This window comes from Streptomyces sp. NBC_00576 (assembly GCF_036345175.1).
Taxonomy (GTDB): domain Bacteria; phylum Actinomycetota; class Actinomycetes; order Streptomycetales; family Streptomycetaceae; genus Streptomyces.
This window is the reverse complement of the sequence record NZ_CP107780.1, coordinates 8121009-8144192: the sequence shown is the minus strand read 5'-3', so window position 1 is coordinate 8144192 and position 23184 is coordinate 8121009. Positions and strand designations below refer to the sequence as shown.

Here is a 23184-nt window from a genome sequence, read left to right as displayed (position 1 = left end):
GACCTGTGATTCCCTGAGAAGAGACCGGACATGACGTACGACTCCCTGGTCAACCGAGGAGACTACTTCTCGGCGCACTACCTCGCCGAAGTGCTGCCCAAGGACCTCAAGTCGGGCCTGCTGGCCGCCTGGAAGCAGCGCGAGGACGAGGCGAGGGCGGAGGCGGAGCGGGCGGCCACTGCGGCCAACTCGCCAGCGGCCGACGGAACGTCTGGAACATCCGGAACGGCTTCGGGGGAGCCGGACGCCGACGCCCTGCCGGTCACCCCTCGTGCGGGCCTGCGCGAACTGCGCCGCCCCTACTTCCGGGCCCGTTCCTCCTTCGCGCTGCCCGAGGACGAGGACGGTACGGCGGCGGCCCAGGACACCGAGGACGACTCGGCGACGTACGACTCCCCCGCCTGGGCCGAGCGCGTACGCGCCCTGAACGCCGAGGTCCTGCGAGCCCTCGGCTACGACGCCAAGCCGCGCACGATGACGGTCACGCGCGCCGACCAGCCGTACGAGGTACGGGTGGCGCACGCCGAGAAGGGCCTGGTCGCGGTCGACTGCGGCTGGGCCGCCGAACCGGACGCCGCCCTCGACCCGGAGGGCCCCGGCCGCCTCCTGGAACCGGTACCGCTGAGCGGACAGAACACCGTGCCGACGGGCTCGAAGCTCGCCTCGTTCCTCTTCGCCTGCGAGGACGCGCCGCGTTACGTGCTGCTGCTGGTCGGCGGGGTCGTCGTCCTCGCGGACCGGATGGTGTGGGGCGAGGGCCGCTACCTCGCGGTCTCCCTGGACGCGGCCCTGCAACGCAACGACACCAAGGCGGGCGGCGAACTCGACACGATCGCCGCCCTGTTCGGCGCGGACTCGCTGCGCACACCGGAGGAGGGCGGCGAGAACCCCCTCGCGGAACTCGTCGGCAAGTCCACCAAGCACGCGGTGGGGGTCTCCAGCGAACTGCGCGACGGTCTGCGGCTCAGCGTCGAGCTGATCGCGAGCGAGGTCCTGGCCCGGCTGCGCGACCAGGGCGTACGCCCCGAGGACATCGGCGAACTGCCCGATCTGGGCAAGCAGTTGACCCGCGAGTCGCTCCGCTACCTCTACCGCGTCCTGTTCCTGCTCTACGCGGAGGCCCGCCCCGAGCTGGGCATCCTGCCCGCCGACTACCCCGAGTACCAGCAGGGCTACGGCCTCGGCCGCCTCGGCGAACTGATCGCCGAACGCGACCTCGTCGACGAGAAGTCCCGGCAGGGCACGTATCTGTACGAGTCCCTGGACCTGCTCTTCCGCAAGGTCCAGGAGGGCTACCGTTCCCGCCGCACACATGGCCCCGCGGCCGTGGATACGGACGACGGCATCGAGCTGGACGCCGTCAAGGCCAGCGAGGACGTGGGCCTGCGTTTCGAGCCGCTGCACTCCAAGCTGTTCGAGGCGGAGTCGATCCGGCTGATCGGCCTGGGCGCGATCCCACACCCGCACGACGACGACTCCGACGAGGACGACGCCGAGTCCGGCCTTGAAAGCTCAGGCCGCCTCCTGGACACCCGGCTGCGCAACGCCACCCTCTACAAGGTGCTGCGCCTGCTGATGATCACGCGCGGCAAGAAGGGCGAACGCGGCGGCTTCATCTCGTACGCCCAGCTCGGCATCAACCAGCTCGGGGCCGTGTACGAGGGTCTGATGTCGTACAGCGGGTTCATCGCGGCCGACGACGAGGATCTGTACGAGGTCGCGAAGGGCGGCGATCCGAAGGACGGTTCCTGGCTGATCCCGAAGTCGAAGATCGACGACTACACGCGCGACGTGTTCGTGTACCGCCGCGACGAGGAGACCGGAGAGGACGTCCGCGTCACCTACACCCCCGGCTCGTTCGTCTACCGCCTCTCCGGCCGCGACCGCCAGACCTCCGCCTCGTACTACACCCCCGAGTCCCTCACCAAGGTCACGGTCCAACTGGCCCTCCAGCACCGCCTGGACCAGGACGGCACGACGACCGAGGCACGCGAGCTGCTCGACTGGAAGATCTGCGAGCCGGCGCTCGGCTCGGGCGCGTTCCTCAACGAGGCCATCAACCAGGTCGCGGCGGAGTACCTGCGGCGCCGCCAGGAGGAGCTGGGCACGCCGATCGACACGGAGAAGTACGCGATCGAGCTCCAGAAGGCCAAGGCGTACGTCGCCCTGCACAACTCCTACGGCGTCGACCTCAACGAGACGGCCGTGGAGCTGGCGGAGGTGTCCCTGTGGCTCAACACCATGCACCCTGGCATGGAGGCCCCGTGGTTCGGCCTGCACCTGCGGCGCGGCAACTCGCTGATCGGCGGCCGGCGCGAGGTGTACCCGCCGGAGAAGCTGAAGAAGGCGGCTTGGCTAGGTACGACCCCGGAACGCTTCCCCCTGACGGAGGCGGCGAACGGCCTCCCGACGACGGTGACCGAGCGCACGACCCGGAGCGGTTCGGTGCAGCGGGTCACAGAGAACGCCGTCCACCACTTCCTCCTTCCCGCGAAGGAGTGGGGCGCTGTCGCGGCCGAGAAGGAGGCGAAAGCCCTCGCTCCGGAGACGGCACGCACGCTGGGCAACTGGCGCAAGATGATCACGCGTACGCCAACTGCCAAGCAGGCGGAGCGACTTCAGTCCCTGGCCCGGCGCGTCGAGTTCCTGTGGGAACTGGTCGTACGGCGCCTGGAGATCTCCGAGCGGGACATCTCGCGGCGGATCGACGTCTGGGGCGCGGAGGACGGTTGGCTGCGGTCCCCGGAGGTCGCGGTACAGCGGGAGAAGGTCGTCGCCGACCTGACGGCACCGGACACCCCGTACTGGCGCCTGAAGACGCTGATGGACGCGTGGTGCGCGCTGTGGTTCTGGCCTGTGCAGGAGGCCGGACTGCTGGACGGTACGGCGGCGGTGTACGAGCGGGGGCTGGACCAACTCCCGTCCGGGGCCGTGGCTGAGGGGCTGCGGGCGGCGGACGAGTCCGGCGTGCTGATGTCCTGGGAGACGACCGACCTGTTCGGCGAGGTGACGGGCGCCGGCGAGCTGACGGCGGCCTCGGTGGAGCGCCGCCGGACGGGGCGCCGCAAGGAGGCCATCGGGGGCGTGCGGAAGCGGGCGGTGGTTCCGCTGGCGGGGCTGGACGACTGGCTGGAGTTCGCCGAGTCGCTCATCGGCACGGAGGATGTGCCGGCGGACTCGCTGGTGGCGGAGTTCGGATCGCTGGCGGAGCTTGAGCCTTATGAGGATGCGCTGCCAGACTTGATGGGCATGGAGCATTTTCAGCAGCTGGAGCTGCGGTTCCCTTGGGCGGGGGTTGCGGGGGATGTGGCGAGGGCGCAGGGGTTCTTCCACTGGGAGCTGGACTTTGCGCAGGTATTTGCGCGGGGTGGGTATGACTTGCAGGTGGGGAATCCGCCTTGGGTTCGGCCTCGGTGGCAGGAGGACGGGATCTTGGCGGAGTTGGAGCCATGGTTCGTCCTGGCGGACAAGCCGAGCGCGGCGGAATGGCACCTCCGCAAGGAAGATGTGCTGGCCACAGACGCGGACGGCCAGGCTTTTCTCCTCGGTGAGCTTGCCACCCACGCAGGGGCCGTCGCCACGCTAGGCAGCCCGGCTGCGTATCCGCTCCTTGTCGGCACCCAGGGCGACCTGTACCGGGCCTTCATGACTCGAGTGTGGCAGCACATCGCACCACACGGCAGTGCGGGCATGATCCATCCGGACACGCACTTCGGTGGGGTTCACGAGGGCATCATCCGGGCCGCCACGTATCGCCATCTACGAGTACACGCACACTTTGTGAACTCGGCCAACTGGGCGTTCGAAGATCTTGACCGTGCCCAGCAATTTGGGATGCACATCTACGGCACGTCACAAGATCCGGACTTCTTGCACGTTAGCCAGCTCCGCGACGCCGAGGTCCTGCCTGCTTCGCTGGCCCATGACGGACGCGGCGTAGCCCCTGGCATCAAGTACAACGGCTCATGGGACATCCGACCACATCACGAGCGCGTGGTACGTGTGGACGCTGCTTTGCTGACCAGTTGGCAGGATCTGACAGGCTCGACAGCTAAAGCGGAACAGACCCCTCTGCTGTACCCGCTTCTCGTCGGCGAGCAGGGAGCGATCGAGGCGCTGGCCGCCTATCCCAGTAGCCTGGCTGATTACCACCCCATGATCTCAAGGGGATACGAGGAGTCCGGAGCTAAAAAGGACGGGCTGATCCGCTGGGGCAACCAAGGCGTCCCGAAACTCATGGATGTCATCCTTCAAGGGCCCCACTTCGCATCGGCGCTTCCCTTCTCGAAGGAGCCGAGAATCCCTTGCCGGAGTAACAGGGACTGGAACTCGCTCGCGCTTATGGAGCTTCCCGAAAGCCACATCCCGGTGACTAACTATGTAAGGGCCACCGACGAGACGATGTACCTATCAGCTCAGGACACCTGGCTCGGAAAGCCGTTCACTACGTACTTCCGGCTGGCCTGGCGGAGGATGATCCCCTTCAACACCAGCCGCAGCCTGCAAGCAGCTCTCATCCCGCCCGGTCCTGCGCATGTCGACGCGGTGCATTCAATGGCCCTGCCAGACAACCACCTGACCGTGCTTGCTGCAGGTTTCTGGGCTTCCCTACCGCTCGACTACCTGCTGCGCATCACCGGCCGTTCCGACCTGCGCGTTGCGGAGGCCCGCAAGATGCCCGCTCCCAATGCGAAACACCCGCTCGCGAGCGCTCTCCTCCTGCGTGCTCTCCGCTTGAACACCCTCACGGCCCACTACGCCCCCCTCTGGACCGAGCTGTTCGACATGCGCTGGGCAGGTTACGAAGATTGGGCCAACCCTCACTGGCCAGGTCTTAAGTTGCTCGCCGCCGGCCTCACGTCAACCTGGGAGTACAACACCCCTCTCCGCACCGAGCACGAGAGGCGGGCCGCGCTGGTCGAGATCGACGCCCTAGTCTCCGTCTGGCTCGGCATCACCGCAGACCAACTCGTCGCCATCTTCAATTCGCGATACCCGCAGTTGCACGACTACGAGGCGGCCACGTACTTCGACGCCAACGGCCGCAAGATCGCTGCCGACTTCAACACCTACGGCCACGGTCAGACGAAGCAGGACTACCTCGATCTCCTCGCGCATCTGGAAGCCCCTGAGCAGACCCCGCCTCCGGTCGGCTATCAGGCCCCCTTCTACAAGGCGGACCGTGAGTTCGAGATGACAGCCGCGCACGCGCACTTCCAAGCCCGACTGGATGCCGAGATTGCCGCCGGGCGTTGGACCCCACCCGAACCGGCCGCCGATCGCCACAAGGTCCGGGCAGATGGTTGACCGTCAGCGACCCGCGCCAACGAGAGCCACGCCGTCCCCCCGGCCACCCGACACCTCCCGATAGGTTCCGTCCATGCCAGGACAGTTGCTCGAACTGCACGTGGAGAACTTCCGGAGCCTTCGGGACGTCACCATCCCGTTAGGTCCTCTGACAGTTCTCGTCGGCGCGAACGGTGTCGGCAAGTCGAATGTCCTCAAGGTCTTCGACCTGCTCGCCGACATCATCAGAACCGACCTCGAACCCGCCCTCGAAACCCGGGGCGGGTTCGACGAGGTCGCGTTCTGGGGTGGGCCCAAGCCTCCGACCACCCTCCGGATTCGGCTCAAGGCGACCTGGACAACCCACTCCAGCCCGAACGCCCCCGACGAGTACGACCTGAAGGTCCGGCGCTACTCAGCCCCCAGCAACCGGGACGACGGGCGTTATCGACTCACCCGCAGCGAGAGCTTCCAGTTCAAACGCACCAGGGGGAAGGGGCGTCGCATCACCGTGTCGGGCGAGCGCGCCACAGTCGCCGACACGCGGTCAAGCGCGGGGTTTGAGGACAGCAGCGAGTTCGGCATCCAACGGCTCAGCAGTGGACTTTCCACATTGCCCCGGCTGGCCAAAACAGAGGGCGGCACTGAGGTGTCTCTGGTGGCGGACCAGCTCTCCTCCTTCCGCGTCTTCGACGTGAACGTGGACGCTGCCCGGCAGCCTTCTCGCCCCGAAACCCTCTCTCATCTGGTGCAGAGAAACGACAAGTTGTCCTCCAGGGCGGAAAACCTGGCCGCCTTCATGTATTTGCTCAGCCAAGACGAAGACCGCTGGCAAAGGCTGGTCGACGACGCCTGCTCGGTGCTCCCTCAGCTGGCAGACATCACGTTCGCGCACACAGGCGGAAGCGCAGAACGCGTGTCCGTCGTACTACTGGAGCGCGGACTGCGCCGCCCAACCTTTCTTGCCGACGCCTCATACGGAACCGTCCGACTACTCGGCCTCCTGGCCTTGCTCTACGACCCAGCTCCTCCCGCCCTCACATGCATCGAGGAGATCGACCACGGTCTTCATCCGCAGGCGCTGCGGCTGATCGTGGAGCGATTGCGCGAGGCCAGCGCGCTCACCCAGTTCATTGTCGCCACCCACTCCCCCGCTCTCACGGATCGCCTCCTGCCCGAGGAGATCGTGATCTGTGAGCGCGACGACGACGGCGCCTCCCTCATCCCCGCCATCACCACGAGCGACGTACGCGCGATCGTCGAGGAGAGCGGAGACCTGCCACTCGGCGAGTTGTGGTTCTCGGGGGTACTCGGAGGCGACCTGACGGGAGACGAGCTGTAGTGGCCGGGAACAGAGGGCAGCAAGAGCGCGGTGTCATCGTGCTCGCCGGCGAGGACTCCAACGACTGCCGGATCGTCGCCGAGGTCGTCAAGCAGCACCACGCGGACCTCGGCAACGCCCGGCTCGTCGAGATCAGTGACAAGACCAGGCTCAAGACAGCCACCGGTCCCGAACTCGCCGCCCGCATCCGCACGATCATCGGCAAGGCAAAGGGTCGGGCACTCCGGGCGAAGGGCCCGCTGGTCGGCCTGGTGATCCACGAGGACCTGGACGGCTACACGGATGCCACGTACAGCCGTATCCGCGCGAACGTCGCCGGAGCCCTCGCCCGTGAGAGCCCCTGCAACTCGGCCCTGGCGCTTGCCGCTTGGGAGTCGGAAGCGTGGCTCTTACTCTTCCCGGACGCCTTTCCGGCCGTCCGGCCCAACTGGAAGGTTCCCGCGCAGCTCCGGGGTCGCGACACTGGATCCATCAAGAGCCCCAAGGAAGAGCTCAAGCGCAGGCTCGTTTCCGCAGCCTTCCGGGAGAGCGACGGGCCCAAGGTCGCCGAGCAGGCCCGGTCGCTAGGCCTGCTGGCCTCGGGCCCGACCGGAACCAACCTCTCCTACACGGACTTCGTCCACGAACTCGGCCAGTGGTCCGCCGCGTCTGCCCCAAGTCCCCGACGCAGATGAGCAGTTCATTGCGGAGCCATGCGACTCAGTCGAGCGCGCGGATCGTGTACCCGACGAACATCGTCCACGCGTCCGTGCCAACAGTCAGACCGGGACGGGCAGTGTCCTTGGAGTCCCGCACATGGATCGTTTGCGGGGAAGTAGCCGCCTCGACACAATCACCGCCCTCAGCCCCGCTGTAACTGCTCTTGAACCAGGTCAGAGACGAGTCAGCCGTGTTCTTGGTTCGGGGCGTCATGGTTCTCCCAACAGCTTCTCGATGTAGGACAACGACTCACGGGGAGCGAGTGCTTGCGCTCGGATAATCCCATAGCGCGCCGACAGCACGCGCACCTCTTCTCGGTCGGTGACCAGCGTGCTTCGTCCCTGGGTCTCCAAGTAGCCCACCTGTTCCCCGCCCTTACGCATGTAGAGCGTGAAGCCTCCGTCGACGCCCGCATTGTCCTCTCGGTCCAACGGCATGATCTGAACCTCGACGTTGCGCTGCTGGCCGGTGAGGAGAATCTGTTCCAACTGTCCCCGCATGACATCTGGACCGCCGAGTCGGCGCAAAAGCACGGACTCCTCCATCACGAAGCTGAACAGCGGTCTGTCAACTCTGGCGAACACTTCTTGTCGTGCCAGCCGAGCCGCCACTCGTTGCTCGATGATCTCTTCGGTCAGGAGCGGCCTCCTCATGCGCAGGAGGGCTCGTGTGTACTCCTCGGTCTGCAAGAGGCCTTTGACGACGTGCGTGTCGTAGGCGTGCAGTTCAACCGCCTCCGCCTCCAACCGAGCCGCATCCCGAAAGAACGCCGGGAACTGCGCCTTCGCGACCTCCTCCTTCATCTCCTGCAAGACGCAGCCCGCGTCCAGCACCTCATCCGCCACGTCGATGAACCGAGGCGGCGGCACTCGCCTCCCCTGTTCGAACGCCGCGATCGTGGACGCCGAGTAGCCCGTCCGCGCCCCGAACTCGGCGCGTTCCAGGCCCGCCCGCAGCCGGAACCGTTTCAGCTGGCGTCCGAAGACCCGGAGGATGCCCGAGCCTGGTTCCGGCGATCCCGTCGCCTCCGTCTCGACGTCCGAGCCCACGTCCGCAGCCCTGGTTTCGTCCGGCTCCCGCACCCGTTCACTCACCGCCCGCTCACCTCCACCGCCCGTACCGACCGATGCCTACGCTAGGAAGCACGCGCTCACCACACCGCCGAACCTCGAAAATTCACCCGCACAAATACCCACCGTCGGTCCCGGCGCAGGCAGCCGAGTGGACCCGCTTCGGACTTGTGGCGGCCCTGGCGTTCCAGAGCGGTTCCTGCCCCCGTGACGCCGCGGGACAGGCCGCCGTAGAGCAGGGCGAAGCACGCCGTGGGGAGGGTGACGAGCGTGGAGATCACTGGTTCCGCCCAGGAGTGAGGGGCGCGAGGGTGAGGTGGTCATCCGGCATGCGTACGAGTCAACTCGCCTGCACGGCCCAGCACGTGGGCGCAGATGACTCAGGTCCGCCGGAGGCGGACCGGCTCGGTTCCGTGGAGCCGGGTGCCTCAGAAATCGCGGAAGGCTTCGGACGGACGCGGTCCCACGGATCCCTGGTACTTGCCCGCATACAGTTTGATGGTGCCGACCGGGACCCAGAAGGTGACTTGGCCGATGCGCATTCCCGGGTAGATCCGGACCGGCTGCACCGCGTGGAACTGCAGCGTCCAGTTGTTGTGCGAGCCGATGTCGATCAGATCGGCTGTGATGTTCACGAAGAGGCCGAGCCTGCCGAGTGACGACTTGCCCCTGATGATGGGCACATAGTGGTCGCTGCCCATCTTCTCCATGGTGGAGCCGAGGTACACACGGTCCGGCTGCAGGACGAGACCCGTGTCGGTCAGCTGTGTGCGCACGGTGGGCTGTTGGACCTGGACGTCCAGCTCCTTGTTCCGGTAGGTCAGTATTTCCGTACCGAGCCGGAAGTCGTAGCTGTTCGGGTTGACCTGTTCGGGGTCGAACGGCTCTATTTCAATCCGCTGCAGGCGATGCTGCCGGATAATCTCTTTGCCGGTCAATATCACAGTGCGCTCGCTCTCCCAGAGGAGTCCGCCCTCTCAGGCGAGGCTCTGTGGCCAGAAAGGCGTCGGTGATGAGGTCTGCCCGTACATACCTTCGTAGGCGGTGACGGATCCCGTTGTCGTCCAGAAACTGACTTGCCCCAGTGGCATGCCGGGCACGACTCGCAATGGTTGGACAACGGTGAGTTCCAGGGTCCAGCAGTGGACCGCTCCTTGATGTCCGAGGTCGGCGGTCACTTGGACGAAGAGCCCGAGCCGGCCGAGCGACGACCGACCGATCAGACTGGTCACGTACGTGTCACTGCCAATCACCTCAGCCGTACTGGCGAGGTAGAGCTGGCCTGGCACGAGGAGATAACCCTCGTACCCGATGGTGATCGAGTGCCAGGTCACCTCACGGCGGGCATCAAGGTCACCTTCTGTGAATTTGAGCTGCCTGCCGAGCGTGTAGTTGTAACTGTTCGGGTTCATGCGACTGGGGTCGAAAGGGTGAATGACGATCTCCGCGGCATCGACGGCCGCTTCGATCTGGCGCCCGGTCAGTATCACCTGGCCACAGAATCCAGCAGTGCGGTGACGGCGGCGGCGAAGTGCTGGAGTGTGCCGCTGTTGTCCACCAGGGTGCTCGGGTGTATCCGCTCCACCCCGTTCTCCGTCGAATGCCGGGCGTCGCCGAGCGTCAGGTCGCCCCGCGCTTCCTTTCGCTTGGAGGCCACCTCTTCGTCGACGGTGATCACCACGGGATGGAAGCCCCCTTGGCGCAGGTAGCGGAGGTCGGCGGGCCGGGCGTCGGAGCAGATGACCACCTGACGCCGGGTGCTGCCTTCGCAGACTGCGTGGATGCGCGCGGTCTCCGCCAGGAAATGCTCCTCGAGGACATGCGGGTTGATCTTCCGCATGTGTGAGCCGAGGAAATTGAGCAGGGCGCCGTCCTGTCTTCGTTCCGCCGTCCGCATCGGACGTCCGGCGGACTCGTAGACCGCAGCCTGAGCGCGGTATAACGGTTCCGCGAGAGTGATGATGTGCACGGTGGCATCGTTCTCGGCGGCCCACGCCTTCGCCAGGGACGAGAACGTGCTCTTCCCTGAACCGGGCAGCCCGAACAGGGCGAGGCGACAGGTACGAGGGTCTGTGAGTTGAGAGTGCCGGGTCATGGCCGGCCACCGATCTCCACGTCGATCGCGGCCAGGGCCGCCTCCACCGTCGCTCTCAGTTGCGTGTCTGAGGCGTTTCCGATGACCGTGCCCGTGAAGGGAGGGGCGTCCATCCCCAGCAGCGACCAGGGGATGTTGGTCACTTCGTGATGAGGGTGAACGGAGACAGGGACAACCGGGTAGTCGGCGGGGGACGAGGATCGCCGGTCGTGCATGGTGCGGATCTCATGCATGATGTTTCCGTTCAGCTGGGTGGAGCACCTTTGCTGATAGGAGCGCGAGGCAACCAGGATCGCCGAATCGGTGTTCATGACACCGTCGATGCTATTGCGGGCCGTCGTGCCTCCGATCCCCTGATTCGCTTCCATGATGACGAAGTAGCGCCGCCGGAAGTGATGCAACTGCGACACCAGACGGCGCACCTCCGTGATGTCATCGGTGCAATAGGAGATGAAGATCGTCGGGCCGTTGAAGCCCTTCAGGCTCCTGGTGTCCGGGGGAATCGCGTCCCACTCGTTTCTGGCCTTCTGCAGCAGGGCGGCCCGCAGGGTGCGGTCTGTGTAGGCGGCCCGTACCGCTTTGATGTCCTCACCCTTGCTGTTGTGCGGATAGAAGACCAGGACGTCGCCGAGGATGGGCAGCGTCGCCCTGGCATTGCTGGTGACTCCGAAGTGAGGGCCGTTGCATTCCTCTATGTTGGTGAGTTCCACCTCGCCGTCGGGTCCCTCCGTGGAGAAGCGGACCCCACTGCTCGGGGAAGCGTCGGCCCCGAACACCTCGAAGAAGAGATCGTGGGGCACCGGAATGTCAGCTGTTGCGGCGGGGGCGTCCGCGGCCTCCACGTCGCGCAGCCAGAAGTGCCGGTACAGTTTCGTGCCCGTCGTGAACTCCGTGAGAGCCGTACCGGCCCTTTTGCTCAGCCTGCTCTTGAGGACGTTCTGGCTGAGCTTGGTGATCTCTTCCTCCAGGCGGACGTCGTCGACCTCCAGGAATGAATCGGTACTCATGTACTGGTTCGAGATCAAGGGGAAGGCCAGCCGCAGCTCCTGGGATTCGCGTACGCCCCTGAGAATGCTCTTGACCAGCATGACTCTGAACCGGTTCTGCGGTGCGAAATAGACCGTGGAATACAGATGCGCTCGCGTAGCCAGGAAGTTGGCGAACGGGGCGGGGTCCGAGCAGATGGGGCCTTGATCGTCGTAGGTGAGGACTGCGGAGATGACGTCGTCCGAGCTTCCGAGCATCCCGACGGTGTGGTGCGCGTCGCGGTGTACGTAGTCGATCCGGTCGGCGTCGATCTCGCCGTCCAGCATGTGGCGTACAGGCAGGAACGCGGTGGCCAGATCGGCGTCGGGCCAGTAGTCGGCCGTCATGAGGAAGGCGATGAAATTGCTGTTCAGCGGCGCCAGGAAGGGGTCGATCTCGGGCCCGAACAGGCAGGCCAGAGTGAAGACCGGTTTGGCCGGCCAGAGCGAGGTGTCCTGGCCGATCTTCAGTCCGACCCAGGAGCGGACGTCGTCGTCGGGGACAAAGAGCCCTCGAGTGGCGCTCTGGTAGGGGAGTTCACCCACGTCCTGCAGCAGTGCCGCGATCAGGATGTGCTCGTAGAGCCACTCCGTCTCGGCTGGCTGGTCCGGTTGATAGACGCGGTTGTACTCGGCTTCGAGGGAGGCAAGGAACTCCGAATCCGCTGCCCCGACCTGGCGCAAAAGCTTGCGCATGATGTGCATGGTGCCGATGGCGTGCGCGTACCTGCTGTGGTCCGCTCCCACAAAGCTGTGAGAAGCGAAGCCCAACTGCTTTACCCGCCTCAGCCGCTGAACGGGGCGCGATTGAATGACGCGGTCGATGATCGGTGACGCGAAACCGGCTGCGGTGTCGGAGGTGTCGATGAGGCCGTGCACGGAATCACGCACAGGGGCGAGCGGATTGCGACTCACCCGCTCTGTTCGCACATGCTCCGATACCATTCGCACTTCTTCTTTCGCCGTGATCGGGAAGGTCCCGGCACCCACCCGCACGTGGCAGCCTCGCCTTGACTCCTCACGATCTGTCCCTGCCGGATGCCGGGTAAACCGCCGTCCGACTACATGCATGGGGCACCTTTCTTCGGCAGAGAGGAAGCTCCGCCGGTGCGGGGAGGGGAGAGCAGTCGGTCCCACGACTGCCCCCAGCCCGGGCAATCCGTTCCGCCACGTGCTCATCAACACCCACTCCCCCGGCGTCGTCCAACTCGTGTCACGAAAGACCGACTCAGGCGACCCAGTGGACCGTTCCGCCTTGTGGCGAGCTATGGCGTTCCCCGGAGTCGCGGCAGAGTGTGCAGATGATCTGGTCCGGCATCGCGGCCTCCAGTCCGTGCTGCCAACCTCAAGGATCGGAATCGGGAAGTAGCTCTGTGCCTGCCATCACTGGTGTGGTTATGTGCACTCATGGCGGATACAGATACGGTTCCAGTCGTTGACAGCAGGTATCAGCTGAAACGACGACTGGGGGCCGGCGGTCAGGGGGAAGCTTGGCTCGCGTACGACGTGCGCCTGCGCCGCCAGGTAGTGCTCAAACAGTTCAAGGTTCCTGAGGGGCTGTCAGCCAAGGACCGTGAGGTTCTCCTGGCCCGGGCCGAACGTGAGGCCCGTGCGGCCGGAAAGCTCAATCATCCGAACATCGTCACCGTGCATGATCAGTTCTCCGACAGCAGCGGTCTGCCCTGGATGGTGATGGAATTTGTGGACGGGCGTTCCCTTCGGGAGGTCCTTGACGAGGGACCGCTCCGGGTCGACGAGGCGGCGCGCATCGGCACACAGATCGCGGCGGCTCTGGCTGCCGCGCACGCGGCCGGAGTGGTCCACCGCGACATCAAGCCGGCCAACATCCTCCTCGCGGAAAACGGCCGGGCGGTGATCGCCGATTTCGGGATCGCCACAATGTCGGGCGAGATCACTCTCACGGCCACGGGAACACTGATCGGGACGCCGCAGTACATGTCCCCGGAGCAGATCAGTGGCGGGTCTGCATCTTCGTCTTCGGACATGTGGTCCCTGGGAGCGACGTTGTACCGCGCCGCGGAGGGGCGTTATCCGTTTCCCGGTGACTCCCCTCTGCAACTGTTCCACGCCATCACCCACGGTGTTCCGGAGCCCATGCGCACCGCTGGCGCCCTACAGCCCCTGATCGGTCAGCTCATGCGGTTCGAACCGGCTGAGCGCCCCGCCGCAGCCGTCGCGGCGGCCTCGATGAGGGAGGTGGTCGAATGCCTCCCAACGGCCGGTCCAGGGCTGGCCGAAATTGACAGCCTGCTCGAACAGGCAACCAAAGAGCGCGACAAAGGCGCCCTCGACCAGGCCGAGGACCACTACTGGTCGGCTCTCGACCTCGCCATAGAACACCGCGCCAGGCAGAAGGAAGGCTGGGCATGGGACGGCCTCGGCTCCTGCCGCTGGCGAAACGGTGACCCCGAGATGGCACTGAGGTTCTTCACCCGGGCCCATCGCCTCGCCGACGAGACCGACGACACACATCTGCAGGCCTGGAGTCTGTACAACTTCGCCGTGTACCGGCGCTCACGCCGTGAACTGGCAGCGGCCAAGGACTTCTTCGAGCGAGCCCTGGCGGTGTCGGACGCCCATGATTGCCCCGCAGCCGCAGGCTGGACGCACCACCAGTTGGCCGAGGTGGCCCAGGACGAGGAAGACGCCCGCCAGGAGGAGAAGCACTACGCAGCCGCTCTACGTGTCGGCCTGGATTCCGGCGACGACAAGCTGACCGGCTGGAGTCTGATTCACGTCGCCAGGTGCGCGGAGCGCTCCAGCGATGTCTCACAGGTAGGCGAGAACTACACGCGCGCCTTGGAGATCGGCGCTCGAATTCGCGACAAGTGGATGATCAAAGAAGCCGAGGAGGGACTCGCGCGCATCGCCGATCCCAACTGACAAGCACCAAATTTCTCGTGGCGGTCCGTCGAGTGCAGTCCTGCCGGAGCCGCTCTCTGTTTACGGTTGTGGGCGGCTGCGCTACCTCATCACCCAATCTGGCGACGCTCCCGTCACCCGAACGAGTGGCGCCCCAACTCGCGCAGGTCCATGCCGGGTTCGGTGGGGTTGGTTGTTCACACAAGGGCCTTGGCGAACATCGGGCGCGACCGGGTCACGGGATCCGCGTCCCGGTACCGAGCTGGGCGAATGCCCGGTCCCTGAGCCGTCCGACGGCCGCCTCGATCACGCGCAGGCACGCACCTCTCCACCTGCCTCGGCAAGCGGCTCCCGCCCCTTCGCGTCCTCTCCTTGGGCCTTCCGAAGGCGCGAGACGAACCCCCCAACTCACTAAGCTCCGTTGACCCGCGAGCAGTCCCGCCGGTCGCATGGATCACCGTCGTAGGGATGAGCGCCGTACGGATCAACTGCCGCCCTCCGAAAGGCGTCCCGGCCATGCCCCACACCGCACCCGCCCCAGGCTCTCCGCCGTCGCCGCCCGCCAGCCCGCCCCGCACGCCCTGGTGGCGAACCGGGCGGGCCCGCGTCGGCTTCGTGCTGGCCGTACCGGTGCTCGGCTTACTGAACGCGTTCCTCGGGTTCCTCATGCTGCTGGTCGCGCTCTTCCTCCTGTGGTGGGGCAATGCCTGGCGGAAGCGGTGGAAGGCGACCGCGACCGTCGCGGCCGTCGTCCTGTTCGGGGCGGTCCTGCCGCCGGCACCCCGGGACAACAAGACGTCGGACACCGTGGCGGAGGCGGACGCGAAGACACGGAGCGCCGGAGGATCGGTCAGCTCGCCCTCACCGAGGAACGCGGCGGACAGCGGGCAGGAACCGAAGCCGACTCCCGGCCCGGAGATCCCGAACTACCTAGGCCTGCGGCTGGACAAGGCGGAGGAGAGAGCACGCGCCGACGGGTTCTCCACCGGCGACCACGACGCGTCCGATCAGGACAAGGCCATCTGGATGCGCTCCAACTGGACCGTCTGTTTCCAGCAGGCCGACACATCGTCGGACGGCGCGAGGACGATCGACTTCGGGGCGGTGCAGACCGGCAGTCCGTGCCCCGCGCGAGACGGCGGCCCCATCCCCTGGCCGAGGATGCCGGATCTGATCGGCGAGACGTGGAAGGCGGCTCTGAAGGAACTCTCCGCTGTCCACGTGCCGTCCGATCGCGCGTACGCGGTCCCGATCTACGGAAACGACACCCTCCCCGACGCGGGCGAGTACGACGAGTGGGAGGTGTGCGCGCACGCTCCGGCCCGACGGGAACAGATCACCGACGGCGCGTCGGTGACGCTGCGGCTGGCTGCGCCGGAGAACGGCTGCCCGGCCCAGACGGGGGACGACAACGGCTCGGCCCTGCTGCCCGACAACGACGACGACGGGGACCCGGACTACCTCGACCCGTTCCCGCACGACCACACCCGCAACAGCACCTTCCCGGACGGCCTGACCGGCAGCTCGGGAGGGTCAAGTGGCTCAGGTGGATCGTCGAACAGTTCGTCCGGCGGGGGCGGTTGGGGCGGCTGTCACTCCCGTTGGTGCTGAGCAGAAGACCTGGGCGGCTCCGGCAGGGCCCCGACCGGGTGCGCTGAAATGCGCCATCGTCCATGGTCACGATATGCGCGAGGCCGTATGGATTGTCAGACCGCGCCGATAACCTGCCGGTGTGTACGACATCACGGACCCGGTCGCCGCTCGTCAGGCGGCGAAAGCCGCTGAACAAGAGCGGCTGAGACGTGCGCGTGAACGCAGGGAGAGCCAGAGCTCCTCAGGCGTGAGCGGATTCGTTCAGCGCAAGTGGCGTTGGCTCGGCGTCGGAGGCAGCGAGGCGGTCGAAGCCGTGCTGGCCATGCTCACGGAGGCGGCGGCCGTCGCCGGGATGGCAGAGGCCGAGCGGAGTGTCCTCACACAGGCCATCGAAGGCGACCCGGACCGCGAAAGCCTGTTGCCCGCTGTGCAGGCGGGGTTGAGGCTCCTGCCGCCGGAGTCGGTTCTCGGCCATCTGCGCAACCTCTGGGCGAACGGTGTCCGTTGGCTCAACGAGGCAGGGCTGGAGCGGTGCAGGGTGTTGTGTTCGACGGCGCCCCGCCTGGACCTCGTCAGCAAGCGTTCTCACGCGGTCTCGGGCGGACCTGCCTTCAGCCTCTTCGCGACTGCGGCCACACGCGGCGCGATACCCGTGCCGAACCGGTTTCTCGACGAGCTTCTCGCGTGGGCACCCCTGTCCGTCATCGACGATCTCGTCGACCACGGTGGGCTCATGCCCGAGGACACGCCCTGGACGAGCCGGGACAAGCCGGAAGGCCTGTACCTGCGCGCACGTCTCGCCCCGGCAAAGGTCACCGGCGAGCAGGCCGAAGAGCTCGCTTGGCAGGCGTATCTGCGTCGGCGGTCCTTCCTCCTCGGCGAGGCCTTCGTCCGGCACGAACCTGACGGCGTGTGGGATCTGCTGTACGACGCGGTCATGGACGGCGACGTGACGGCCGTGGACGCACTCGACGCCGCCCTGCCCCGGCCGCAGCAGATCGAGCTTCGCGACCTCAAGTCGGGTGCGTTGTCGGGGCAATGGCCTCCGAGCATGACCGAGGACCGAGGACTCTGGCTTCTGATGGACTCCCTGTGGAGCCCAAGGAGTCTCGTCGACGCGGGACGGAGTCCGTTCTACGCCCTCGTCGCCCTGAACCGTGCCTACGACCTTGTGACGGCCAGTGACCTGGAGGCAGCGGCCGAGCAGGCTCTCTCCCTCACCCGGGACAGCACGAGCAGCCGTAAGGTCCCTGCGGACCTGGTACAGGAGGCCAACGCCCTCGCGGCGTACGTGGCCGTGGCACAGAGCGAGCAGCTCGATTCGCCCGCGGGACGGGACAGGCTTCTCGACTCGGCCGAGGAGTACGCCGTCACGGCCGCCGCGCAGGGAGGAGCCACCGCCGAAGGCAACCTCCGGCTCCTGCGCGCCTGGAGGAGGACGCGAAGGAACGACCGCGGTCCGTTCAGCAATCCGTTCCTCGACATCGGCCTGGATCACGGAGCCGACGGGTGGGAGGAACGGTGCCGGGAGATATTCCGGCAGCGCGAGGGTGACGCCAGGGCCCAGTCGGAACTGAACATGGCCGAGGAGCGCATTCGGGGCGCGCTACGCGGAGAGGCGGGCTGGGACGTCTTCTACCAACTGCCGCTCGACCGGGCCCGATACGACTTTCCCTCTCAGGTGCCGAAGCATCTGGTGCCTCCGTTGGAGGCCCTGCCGCGCCGGACGCCGGTCACCAGTGGCGGCGAGCTGGAGTCCATCCGTGCCAGTGCCGCCGTAGAGCTCCTCGACGACTTCCGGACCACCGCGCCGCGCCTCGACCGCCACAGTCCCGCGCCATGACCGTGTCGTAGTTCCGACCAACCGTCCGAGCCGAACGAAGCAGAGCAGCACTGATGCCTCCCAAGAAGATCCCAAAGATCCCCAAGAGAGAGCGGCCGCATCGCCGCTGTCCCGCATGCGGCCAGACGCAACCCGGGGCGCAGGGCGCGCCGGCGCCGCACAAACCAGGAGGTCTGAAGCGCCGCCGGGAGCAGCACACGGATGCCGGCGCCAAGCCCGCGGAGACCGGTGTCGTCGAAGCTCCACCTCGACCTGATCCGATCGACGCGATGACGGTCATCAAAGGGGTGACCGCCCGCGTGCCGGAGGCACTGGAAGCTGCCGGGGCCGACGAGGTGCCCCCGGTCGGAGCGCTCACCGCTGCGGTGCGCAGGGCTGTCCTGGACGAGTTCCGCACACGCGCCCAGTTCGCCGGCCGTCTCGCCGAGATCGACGCGCTGCTCTGGTCCCGGGCGGGAGACAGCCGCGAGACCGTCGGGGGCGCGATGACGGCGCACCTGCGGGAACTGCGGCTGCTGCGGGTGACAGAGCCCGAGGAGAGCGACCGGTTCGTGGTGACGGAGGGCGAAGGAGACGCCTTCGAGCTGCTGAGTCCGGCGTATGTGGATGAGTTGACAGGAAAGGTCATCCTCGCGGGCCAACTGCGGCGTATCGCCGGGCCGGTGGGTGTGACGGTGGGGGAGGAAGCATGACGGCAGCGGGAATCGACTTCGGGACCACCAACTCGGTCGCGGCCCAGTGGAACGGCGAGTACGTCGAGGTGCTGGAGATCGGCGGGCAGGCCCTCGACGCCAACTGGAGGCGCGAGGGGTTCGAGCTGCTCTACCCGTCGGTCGTCGGGACGAGTTCCCTGCGGCCGGGCACCTTGTTCGGCTGGGAGGCGAAACTCCGCTCCGAACAGGCCGTCGAGGCGTGCAAGCGGATGCTTCGCGAGGAGCCCTTCGTCAAGCTGGGCGGCCAACGGTTCGCCGCGACCACCGCGGCGGCAGGTGTCTTCCACGCCATCGCGGGCGCGGCGGAGGAGGAGGCAGCCACCGAGATCCGTGAGGCCGTGATCACCGTGCCCGCCAACGCGACCGGCGCGGCCCGTTTCCGGACCCGCGAGGCCGCGCGTGCCGCCGGCCTCACAGTCCGCACTCTGCTGAACGAGCCGACGGCCGCCGCGATCGCGTACGCGCACGAGATGGAGATCGACGGGGAGTTCCTGGTCTTCGACTGGGGTGGTGGCACGATGGACGCCACTCTCCTCCTGCACGACGACGGGTTCTTCGACGAGAAGGCGAGCCGGGGCGTCAACCGCCTGGGCGGCCTGGAGATCGACGCCCGGCTGCGCCGCATGGTCCTCGAACGGGCGCCCGCACGCGGGCGTTGGAGCGATTCCGAGAAGCGGATGTTCGCCCTGGAGATCGAACGGGCCAAGATCCTCCTCTCCCACCAGGAATCAGTCCGCGTCCAGACGCCCGACGCCGTCACCGTCGAGATCGGACAGGACGAGTTCTCCGAGGCCATCCAGGACCTCATCAACCAGGCCCTCGACCCGGTCGAGGAATGCCTGGAGCAGGCTCGGATCGACCCGCAGGACCTCACAGCAGTGCTGATGATCGGTGGCAGCAGCCAGATCCCGGCAGTGCGCGCCGCTGTCTCCGAAGCACTCGACTGCGAACTCGTGGACACCTCGCTGTGTGACCCGATGACCGCGGTCGCCGAGGGAGCCGCGATCTGCGCAGCGACCATGGACGGCGACCTGACGAGCATCATCCGGGTGGTCAACACTCACGCCCTGGGCACGATCACCAAGGACCGCGAGGGCAGACGGAGTTTCAGCGCCCTCATCGACCGGAACCAGCGGCTGCCGCAGCAGCGCGTGAAGTCGTACGAGCCTACGAAGGACAACCTTTCCCAGCTGACCGTCGAGGTCTGGGAGGGAGACCCGGACCGCGAGGTCGGCCATCCGGACAACGTCAAACTGACTGACCTCGTCCTGACCTACCCCCGACGTTGCACGGCCAAGGACGGTGTATTCGACCTGGAGTACACCTACAGCAAGGAGGGTCTGCTGGCTGTCAGGGCGACCCTGCAGAAGACCGGCGAGGTCGTCCTCGACGGCGAGGTGAAGGTGTTCGGGGACGGCAACGTGCTGCCGGAGGTGAAGAAGGAGCTCGACCGGCTGCTCAACCTCGCCCCGGCCGCCCGTCTCGAGACGACTCCGACCCATCCCCAACAAGCAAACACCGCCGGCCGGAACAACGGTGTGGCCAAGCCCGCTCCTCCTCGTACCGCAGCGCCGACGGTCGCCTCGGCCGTGGTCGCGTCGCCACTCGTCATCGACGGATCCAACCTCGCGTGGAACGGACGGCCTCCGCGTACGGCGGGCGGCAAGCCGAGCTTCGCGGCGCTGGAAGCCGCCGTACGGTCGCTACGGTTCAAGCACGCCGACCGCGACATCCACGTGGTGGTCGACGCCACCCTTCGCCACGACGTGTCCACCGAGGAACGGCCCCGCGTGGAGTCGGCCATCGCCGACGGCACCGTGGTGCAGCCCCCGGCAGGAACCGAGGGCCGGGGCGACGCGCTGGTGATCAGCATCGCCCACGAGGTCGGCGGGGTCATCGTCTCCAACGACAACTTCGCGCCCTTCCAGCGGGCGAACCCATGGCTGAGGGACGCGGGGCGGGTCATGGGGGCCACTCACTCCCAAGGGGTGTGGGTGTTCAACCGACGTGTGCCCAATCCGGCGGCACCTGCGCAGCGAAGGTGACATGTTCGGGCGGACAAGGACGGGGGCGTCCGCGCCAGGCCGAGAACGGATACGCCATACGGCCGTCCGACGGTCGCGGGCTGCCCGGACAACGCGCCTTCGTCCGTGCAGAACACCAGGCGCTGCCCGTAGTCGATCAGCTACTGTACGGACACGTTCGATTCATGGGCGGCCGGTACGTATACGGAGGGGCACATCTTGGTCGGCAGCGCTCCCGTGCCGGAGCCGGAACAGTCGTCAGACGTTCCCTCCGCCGAACACGCGACACCGCAGGCGGACGAACCGCCGGTCGAGTTCACCGACACCGGACGCAGCACTGGTATCGAAGTCGAGGACATCGGTGAATCCGGGCGATTGCCCTTCGACCCGGAACTGATCGAGGTCCATCCCCGTAACCCCACGGTCGACCTCGTCATCCAGCGGCTGAAACGGGGGCTTATCGACCTCCAACCCGACTTCCAGCGGCAGTCCGGTATCTGGAACGAAAGAGCGCAGAGTCGTCTGATCGAGTCGCTCCTGCTGCGCATCGCGCTGCCGACGCTCTACGTGGCAGAGGAAGACGATGAGTCGTGGTCCGTGGTCGACGGGGTGCAGCGGCTCACCACCATCGTCAGCTTCGTCAAGCCCGAGGTCGCCGGTCTGGGGCCGCTTCGACTTGGAGACCTGGAATACCTCACCCAGTTCAATGGCAGCCGCTTCGAAGACCTGCCGGGACGGATGCAGACCCGCATCCTGGAGACGGAACTCTCCGTCCTGCTCATCCGGCGAGGCACCCCTGAAGAGGCCAGATTCAACATCTTCGCCCGGATTAACACGGGCGGCCAACCGCTCACGCGGCAGGAGTTGCGGCACGCGCTCATTCCCGGTCCCGCTCGTGAGTTCCTGGCCAAGCTGGCGGACAGTCACTTCTTCCTTCAGGCGACGGGGCACAGCGTCAACCCCGCCCGAATGGCAGAACGCGAGCTGTGTCTCCGCTTCCTCGCATTCTGGATGACACCGCCGGAGCGGTATGTGACGCAGGACTTCGACGGCTTCCTGCGCACGACCATGCACTCCATCAACGCGCTTCCGGCCCAAGGACTAGAAGTCCTGGAGAGGCGCTTTTACATCGCGATGAAGCGCAGCCGGGAAATCTTCGGAAGCAAGGCTTTCCGGAAACAGTTCCACGACGTCACCCGCCGCTACCCCATCAACAAGGCGCTCTTCGAGGTGCAGGCAGTGAGCATGGCACGGTGTACGCGCGACGAGGTCGACGCCCTGCGCGAGCGGGCTTCGCTCGTTGAGGAGAAGTTCAAGGACCTGATGGACGAGCCGGACTTCTACGACGCCATCTCCTCCGGCACCGGCGACGCCAACAAGGTCAACTACCGCTTCCAGTCCATGAAAGACCTCCTCCGCGACGTGTTGGAGTCCACGGATGCTTGAGTCGCTCACTCTCACCAACTTCAAGGCGTTCGCCCACCAGGAACTCCGTCTGGCCCCCTTCACCCTGCTCACCGGACTCAACTCCTCAGGCAAGAGCTCCGTACTCCAGTCCCTGGCGCTGCTGCGGCAGTCGTACGAGTCCGGCGACCTCGCCCCGGTCGGCGGCGCCCAGGCCGGGCTGCTGCTCAACGAGGAGCTGGTGCAGCTCGGAATCGGACAGGACGTACGGCATGAGTCGTACGACGACACCAGTCCGCACATCACGCTGGCGGTACGTGACAACGGAGCTGCCCTCCAGTGGAGTGCCGTCTACGAGCAGGAAGCCGACCATCTGAAACTGCTGCCGGGCGAGGGCAGGGGAGGCCATGACCCTGCTGGTCTGCTGCCGACCCTGTTCGGGCCGGGCTTCCAGTACCTGAAGGCCGACCGCGTCTCGCCCCAGGTCAGCTACCCGCGCTCTCACCACGCCGTGTCCACGCGCGGCTTCCTCGGCGCACATGGCGAGCACACCGTGAACTACCTGCGCGCCCACCAGGACGACCCCGTCGAGGCGTCTGCGCTCCTCGTCCCCGAGGCGGCGTCGGTCACGCTGCTCGGTCAGACAGAGGCCTGGATGCAGAAGCTCTGCCCCGGAGTGAGCCTGGAGGCGGCCGGCATCGACGGAACCGACACGGTCAGGCTCAGTTACCGCTTTGGTTCGGGTGTCTCCCAGTCCAACCGGTACCGCCCCACGAACGTCGGGTTCGGGCTCACGTACGTTCTGCCGATCGTCGTCGCCTGCCTGTCGGCCAAGCCCGGCTCACTGATCCTGCTGGAGAACCCGGAGGCGCATCTGCACCCGCAGGGCCAGACCTGGATGGCGTACCTGGCGAGCGCGGCGGCGGCGAGTGGCGCGCAGCTCGTGATGGAGACGCACAGCGACCATGTGCTCAACGGGCTGCGGCTCCGCGTCAAGCAGGGGCTGCTGAGCACCGACGCGACCGCCGTGCACTACTTCCGCCGCAAGGGTCAGACCTCTGAGGTCGTCAGCCCGGTGATCGGACCGGACGGGCGGCTCTCCGAGTGGCCCGAGGGCTTCTTCGACGAGTGGGAGAACTCCCTCGACCAGCTGCTCGACTGAGCGGAAGCACGGAGTCATCGAAGCGCCCCGGGGGGTCGGGGCCAT

Annotated in this window: 16 protein-coding genes; 10 read left to right on the top strand and 6 right to left on the bottom strand. The window is 66.6% G+C overall.

All coding sequences use genetic code 11. The features are described from left to right. The first annotated feature begins 30 nt into the window (after nucleotides 1-30). The 3 genes from OG734_RS35395 to OG734_RS35385 all read left to right on the top strand — a co-directional run bounded on the left by OG734_RS35395 (nucleotide 31) and on the right by OG734_RS35385 (nucleotide 7302). Nucleotides 31-5307: a class I SAM-dependent DNA methyltransferase gene (locus OG734_RS35395; RefSeq protein ID WP_330291494.1), complete on the top strand. Its 5277-nt coding sequence runs from the start codon at nucleotides 31-33 to the stop codon at nucleotides 5305-5307. A gap of 73 nt (nucleotides 5308-5380) precedes the next feature. Beyond that, nucleotides 5381-6628, top strand: coding sequence for an AAA family ATPase (locus OG734_RS35390; protein WP_330291493.1), 1248 nt, complete (start codon nucleotides 5381-5383; stop codon nucleotides 6626-6628). Continuing rightward, on the top strand, nucleotides 6628-7302 hold the full coding sequence (locus tag OG734_RS35385; protein WP_330291492.1) for a hypothetical protein: 675 nt from the start codon (nucleotides 6628-6630) through the stop codon (nucleotides 7300-7302). The genes OG734_RS35390 and OG734_RS35385 overlap by 1 nt, the downstream gene beginning before the upstream one ends. Before the next feature lie 25 nt (nucleotides 7303-7327). On the opposite strand, the gene OG734_RS35380 is transcribed toward OG734_RS35385, so the two are convergent. The 6 genes from OG734_RS35380 to OG734_RS35355 all read right to left on the bottom strand — a co-directional run bounded on the left by OG734_RS35380 (nucleotide 7328) and on the right by OG734_RS35355 (nucleotide 12675). Further along, a complete protein-coding gene (locus tag OG734_RS35380; RefSeq protein WP_330291491.1) occupies nucleotides 7328-7540 on the bottom strand; it encodes a DUF397 domain-containing protein in 213 nt (70 codons plus the stop codon). After that, a complete protein-coding gene (locus OG734_RS35375; RefSeq protein WP_330293911.1) occupies nucleotides 7537-8376 on the bottom strand; it encodes a helix-turn-helix domain-containing protein in 840 nt (279 codons plus the stop codon). Before OG734_RS35375 ends, OG734_RS35380 begins: the two co-directional genes overlap by 4 nt. 449 nt (nucleotides 8377-8825) lie before the next feature. After that, the gene (gene dcd / locus OG734_RS35370) at nucleotides 8826-9341 is read right to left on the bottom strand and encodes a dCTP deaminase (protein ID WP_330291490.1); all 516 of its coding nucleotides are present in this window, start codon (nucleotides 9339-9341) and stop codon (nucleotides 8826-8828) included. A gap of 33 nt (nucleotides 9342-9374) precedes the next feature. Beyond that, the gene (locus tag OG734_RS35365; protein ID WP_330291489.1) at nucleotides 9375-9887 is read right to left on the bottom strand and encodes a dCTP deaminase; all 513 of its coding nucleotides are present in this window, start codon (nucleotides 9885-9887) and stop codon (nucleotides 9375-9377) included. Further along, nucleotides 9884-10492 (bottom strand): hypothetical protein, encoded by a 609-nt coding sequence (locus OG734_RS35360; protein WP_330291488.1) that lies wholly within the window; start codon nucleotides 10490-10492, stop codon nucleotides 9884-9886. The genes OG734_RS35365 and OG734_RS35360 overlap by 4 nt, the downstream gene beginning before the upstream one ends. Next, entirely contained in the window at nucleotides 10489-12675 is a 2187-nt protein-coding gene (locus OG734_RS35355; RefSeq protein ID WP_330291487.1) for a hypothetical protein, read from the bottom strand. Before OG734_RS35355 ends, OG734_RS35360 begins: the two co-directional genes overlap by 4 nt. Before the next feature lie 249 nt (nucleotides 12676-12924). Between OG734_RS35355 and OG734_RS35350 the strand changes: the two genes are divergently transcribed. The 7 genes from OG734_RS35350 (at nucleotide 12925) to OG734_RS35320 (ending at nucleotide 23139) form a co-directional block, all read left to right on the top strand. Continuing rightward, on the top strand, nucleotides 12925-14421 hold the full coding sequence (locus OG734_RS35350) for a serine/threonine-protein kinase (RefSeq protein ID WP_330291486.1): 1497 nt from the start codon (nucleotides 12925-12927) through the stop codon (nucleotides 14419-14421). 495 nt (nucleotides 14422-14916) lie between these two features. Then, nucleotides 14917-16011 (top strand): hypothetical protein, encoded by a 1095-nt coding sequence (locus OG734_RS35345; RefSeq protein WP_330291485.1) that lies wholly within the window; start codon nucleotides 14917-14919, stop codon nucleotides 16009-16011. Between the two features lie 229 nt (nucleotides 16012-16240). Next, complete coding sequence (locus OG734_RS35340; RefSeq protein WP_330291484.1) at nucleotides 16241-17836, top strand: hypothetical protein; 1596 nt, start codon at nucleotides 16241-16243, stop codon at nucleotides 17834-17836. A gap of 269 nt (nucleotides 17837-18105) precedes the next feature. Continuing rightward, nucleotides 18106-18528, top strand: coding sequence for a hypothetical protein (locus OG734_RS35335; protein WP_330291483.1), 423 nt, complete (start codon nucleotides 18106-18108; stop codon nucleotides 18526-18528). Further along, nucleotides 18525-20594, top strand: coding sequence for an Hsp70 family protein (locus OG734_RS35330; RefSeq protein ID WP_330291482.1), 2070 nt, complete (start codon nucleotides 18525-18527; stop codon nucleotides 20592-20594). The genes OG734_RS35335 and OG734_RS35330 overlap by 4 nt, the downstream gene beginning before the upstream one ends. Before the next feature lie 198 nt (nucleotides 20595-20792). Continuing rightward, nucleotides 20793-22019, top strand: a complete 1227-nt coding sequence (locus OG734_RS35325; RefSeq protein ID WP_330291481.1) for a DUF262 domain-containing protein — start codon at nucleotides 20793-20795, stop codon at nucleotides 22017-22019. After that, nucleotides 22012-23139: an AAA family ATPase gene (locus OG734_RS35320; RefSeq protein WP_330291480.1), complete on the top strand. Its 1128-nt coding sequence runs from the start codon at nucleotides 22012-22014 to the stop codon at nucleotides 23137-23139. Before OG734_RS35325 ends, OG734_RS35320 begins: the two co-directional genes overlap by 8 nt. Nucleotides 23140-23184: the final 45 nt, after the last annotated feature.

Coding starts and splice junctions, on each gene's coding strand:
- OG734_RS35395 (WP_330291494.1), top strand. CDS start 31: ATGACGTACGACTCCCTGGTCAACCGAGGAGACTACTTCTCGGCGCAC.
- OG734_RS35390 (WP_330291493.1), top strand. CDS start 5,381: ATGCCAGGACAGTTGCTCGAACTGCACGTGGAGAACTTCCGGAGCCTT.
- OG734_RS35380 (WP_330291491.1), bottom strand. CDS start 7,540: ATGACGCCCCGAACCAAGAACACGGCTGACTCGTCTCTGACCTGGTTC.
- OG734_RS35360 (WP_330291488.1), bottom strand. CDS start 10,492: ATGACCCGGCACTCTCAACTCACAGACCCTCGTACCTGTCGCCTCGCC.
- OG734_RS35350 (WP_330291486.1), top strand. CDS start 12,925: ATGGCGGATACAGATACGGTTCCAGTCGTTGACAGCAGGTATCAGCTG.
- OG734_RS35345 (WP_330291485.1), top strand. CDS start 14,917: ATGCCCCACACCGCACCCGCCCCAGGCTCTCCGCCGTCGCCGCCCGCC.
- OG734_RS35335 (WP_330291483.1), top strand. CDS start 18,106: ATGACGGTCATCAAAGGGGTGACCGCCCGCGTGCCGGAGGCACTGGAA.
- OG734_RS35330 (WP_330291482.1), top strand. CDS start 18,525: ATGACGGCAGCGGGAATCGACTTCGGGACCACCAACTCGGTCGCGGCC.
- OG734_RS35320 (WP_330291480.1), top strand. CDS start 22,012: ATGCTTGAGTCGCTCACTCTCACCAACTTCAAGGCGTTCGCCCACCAG.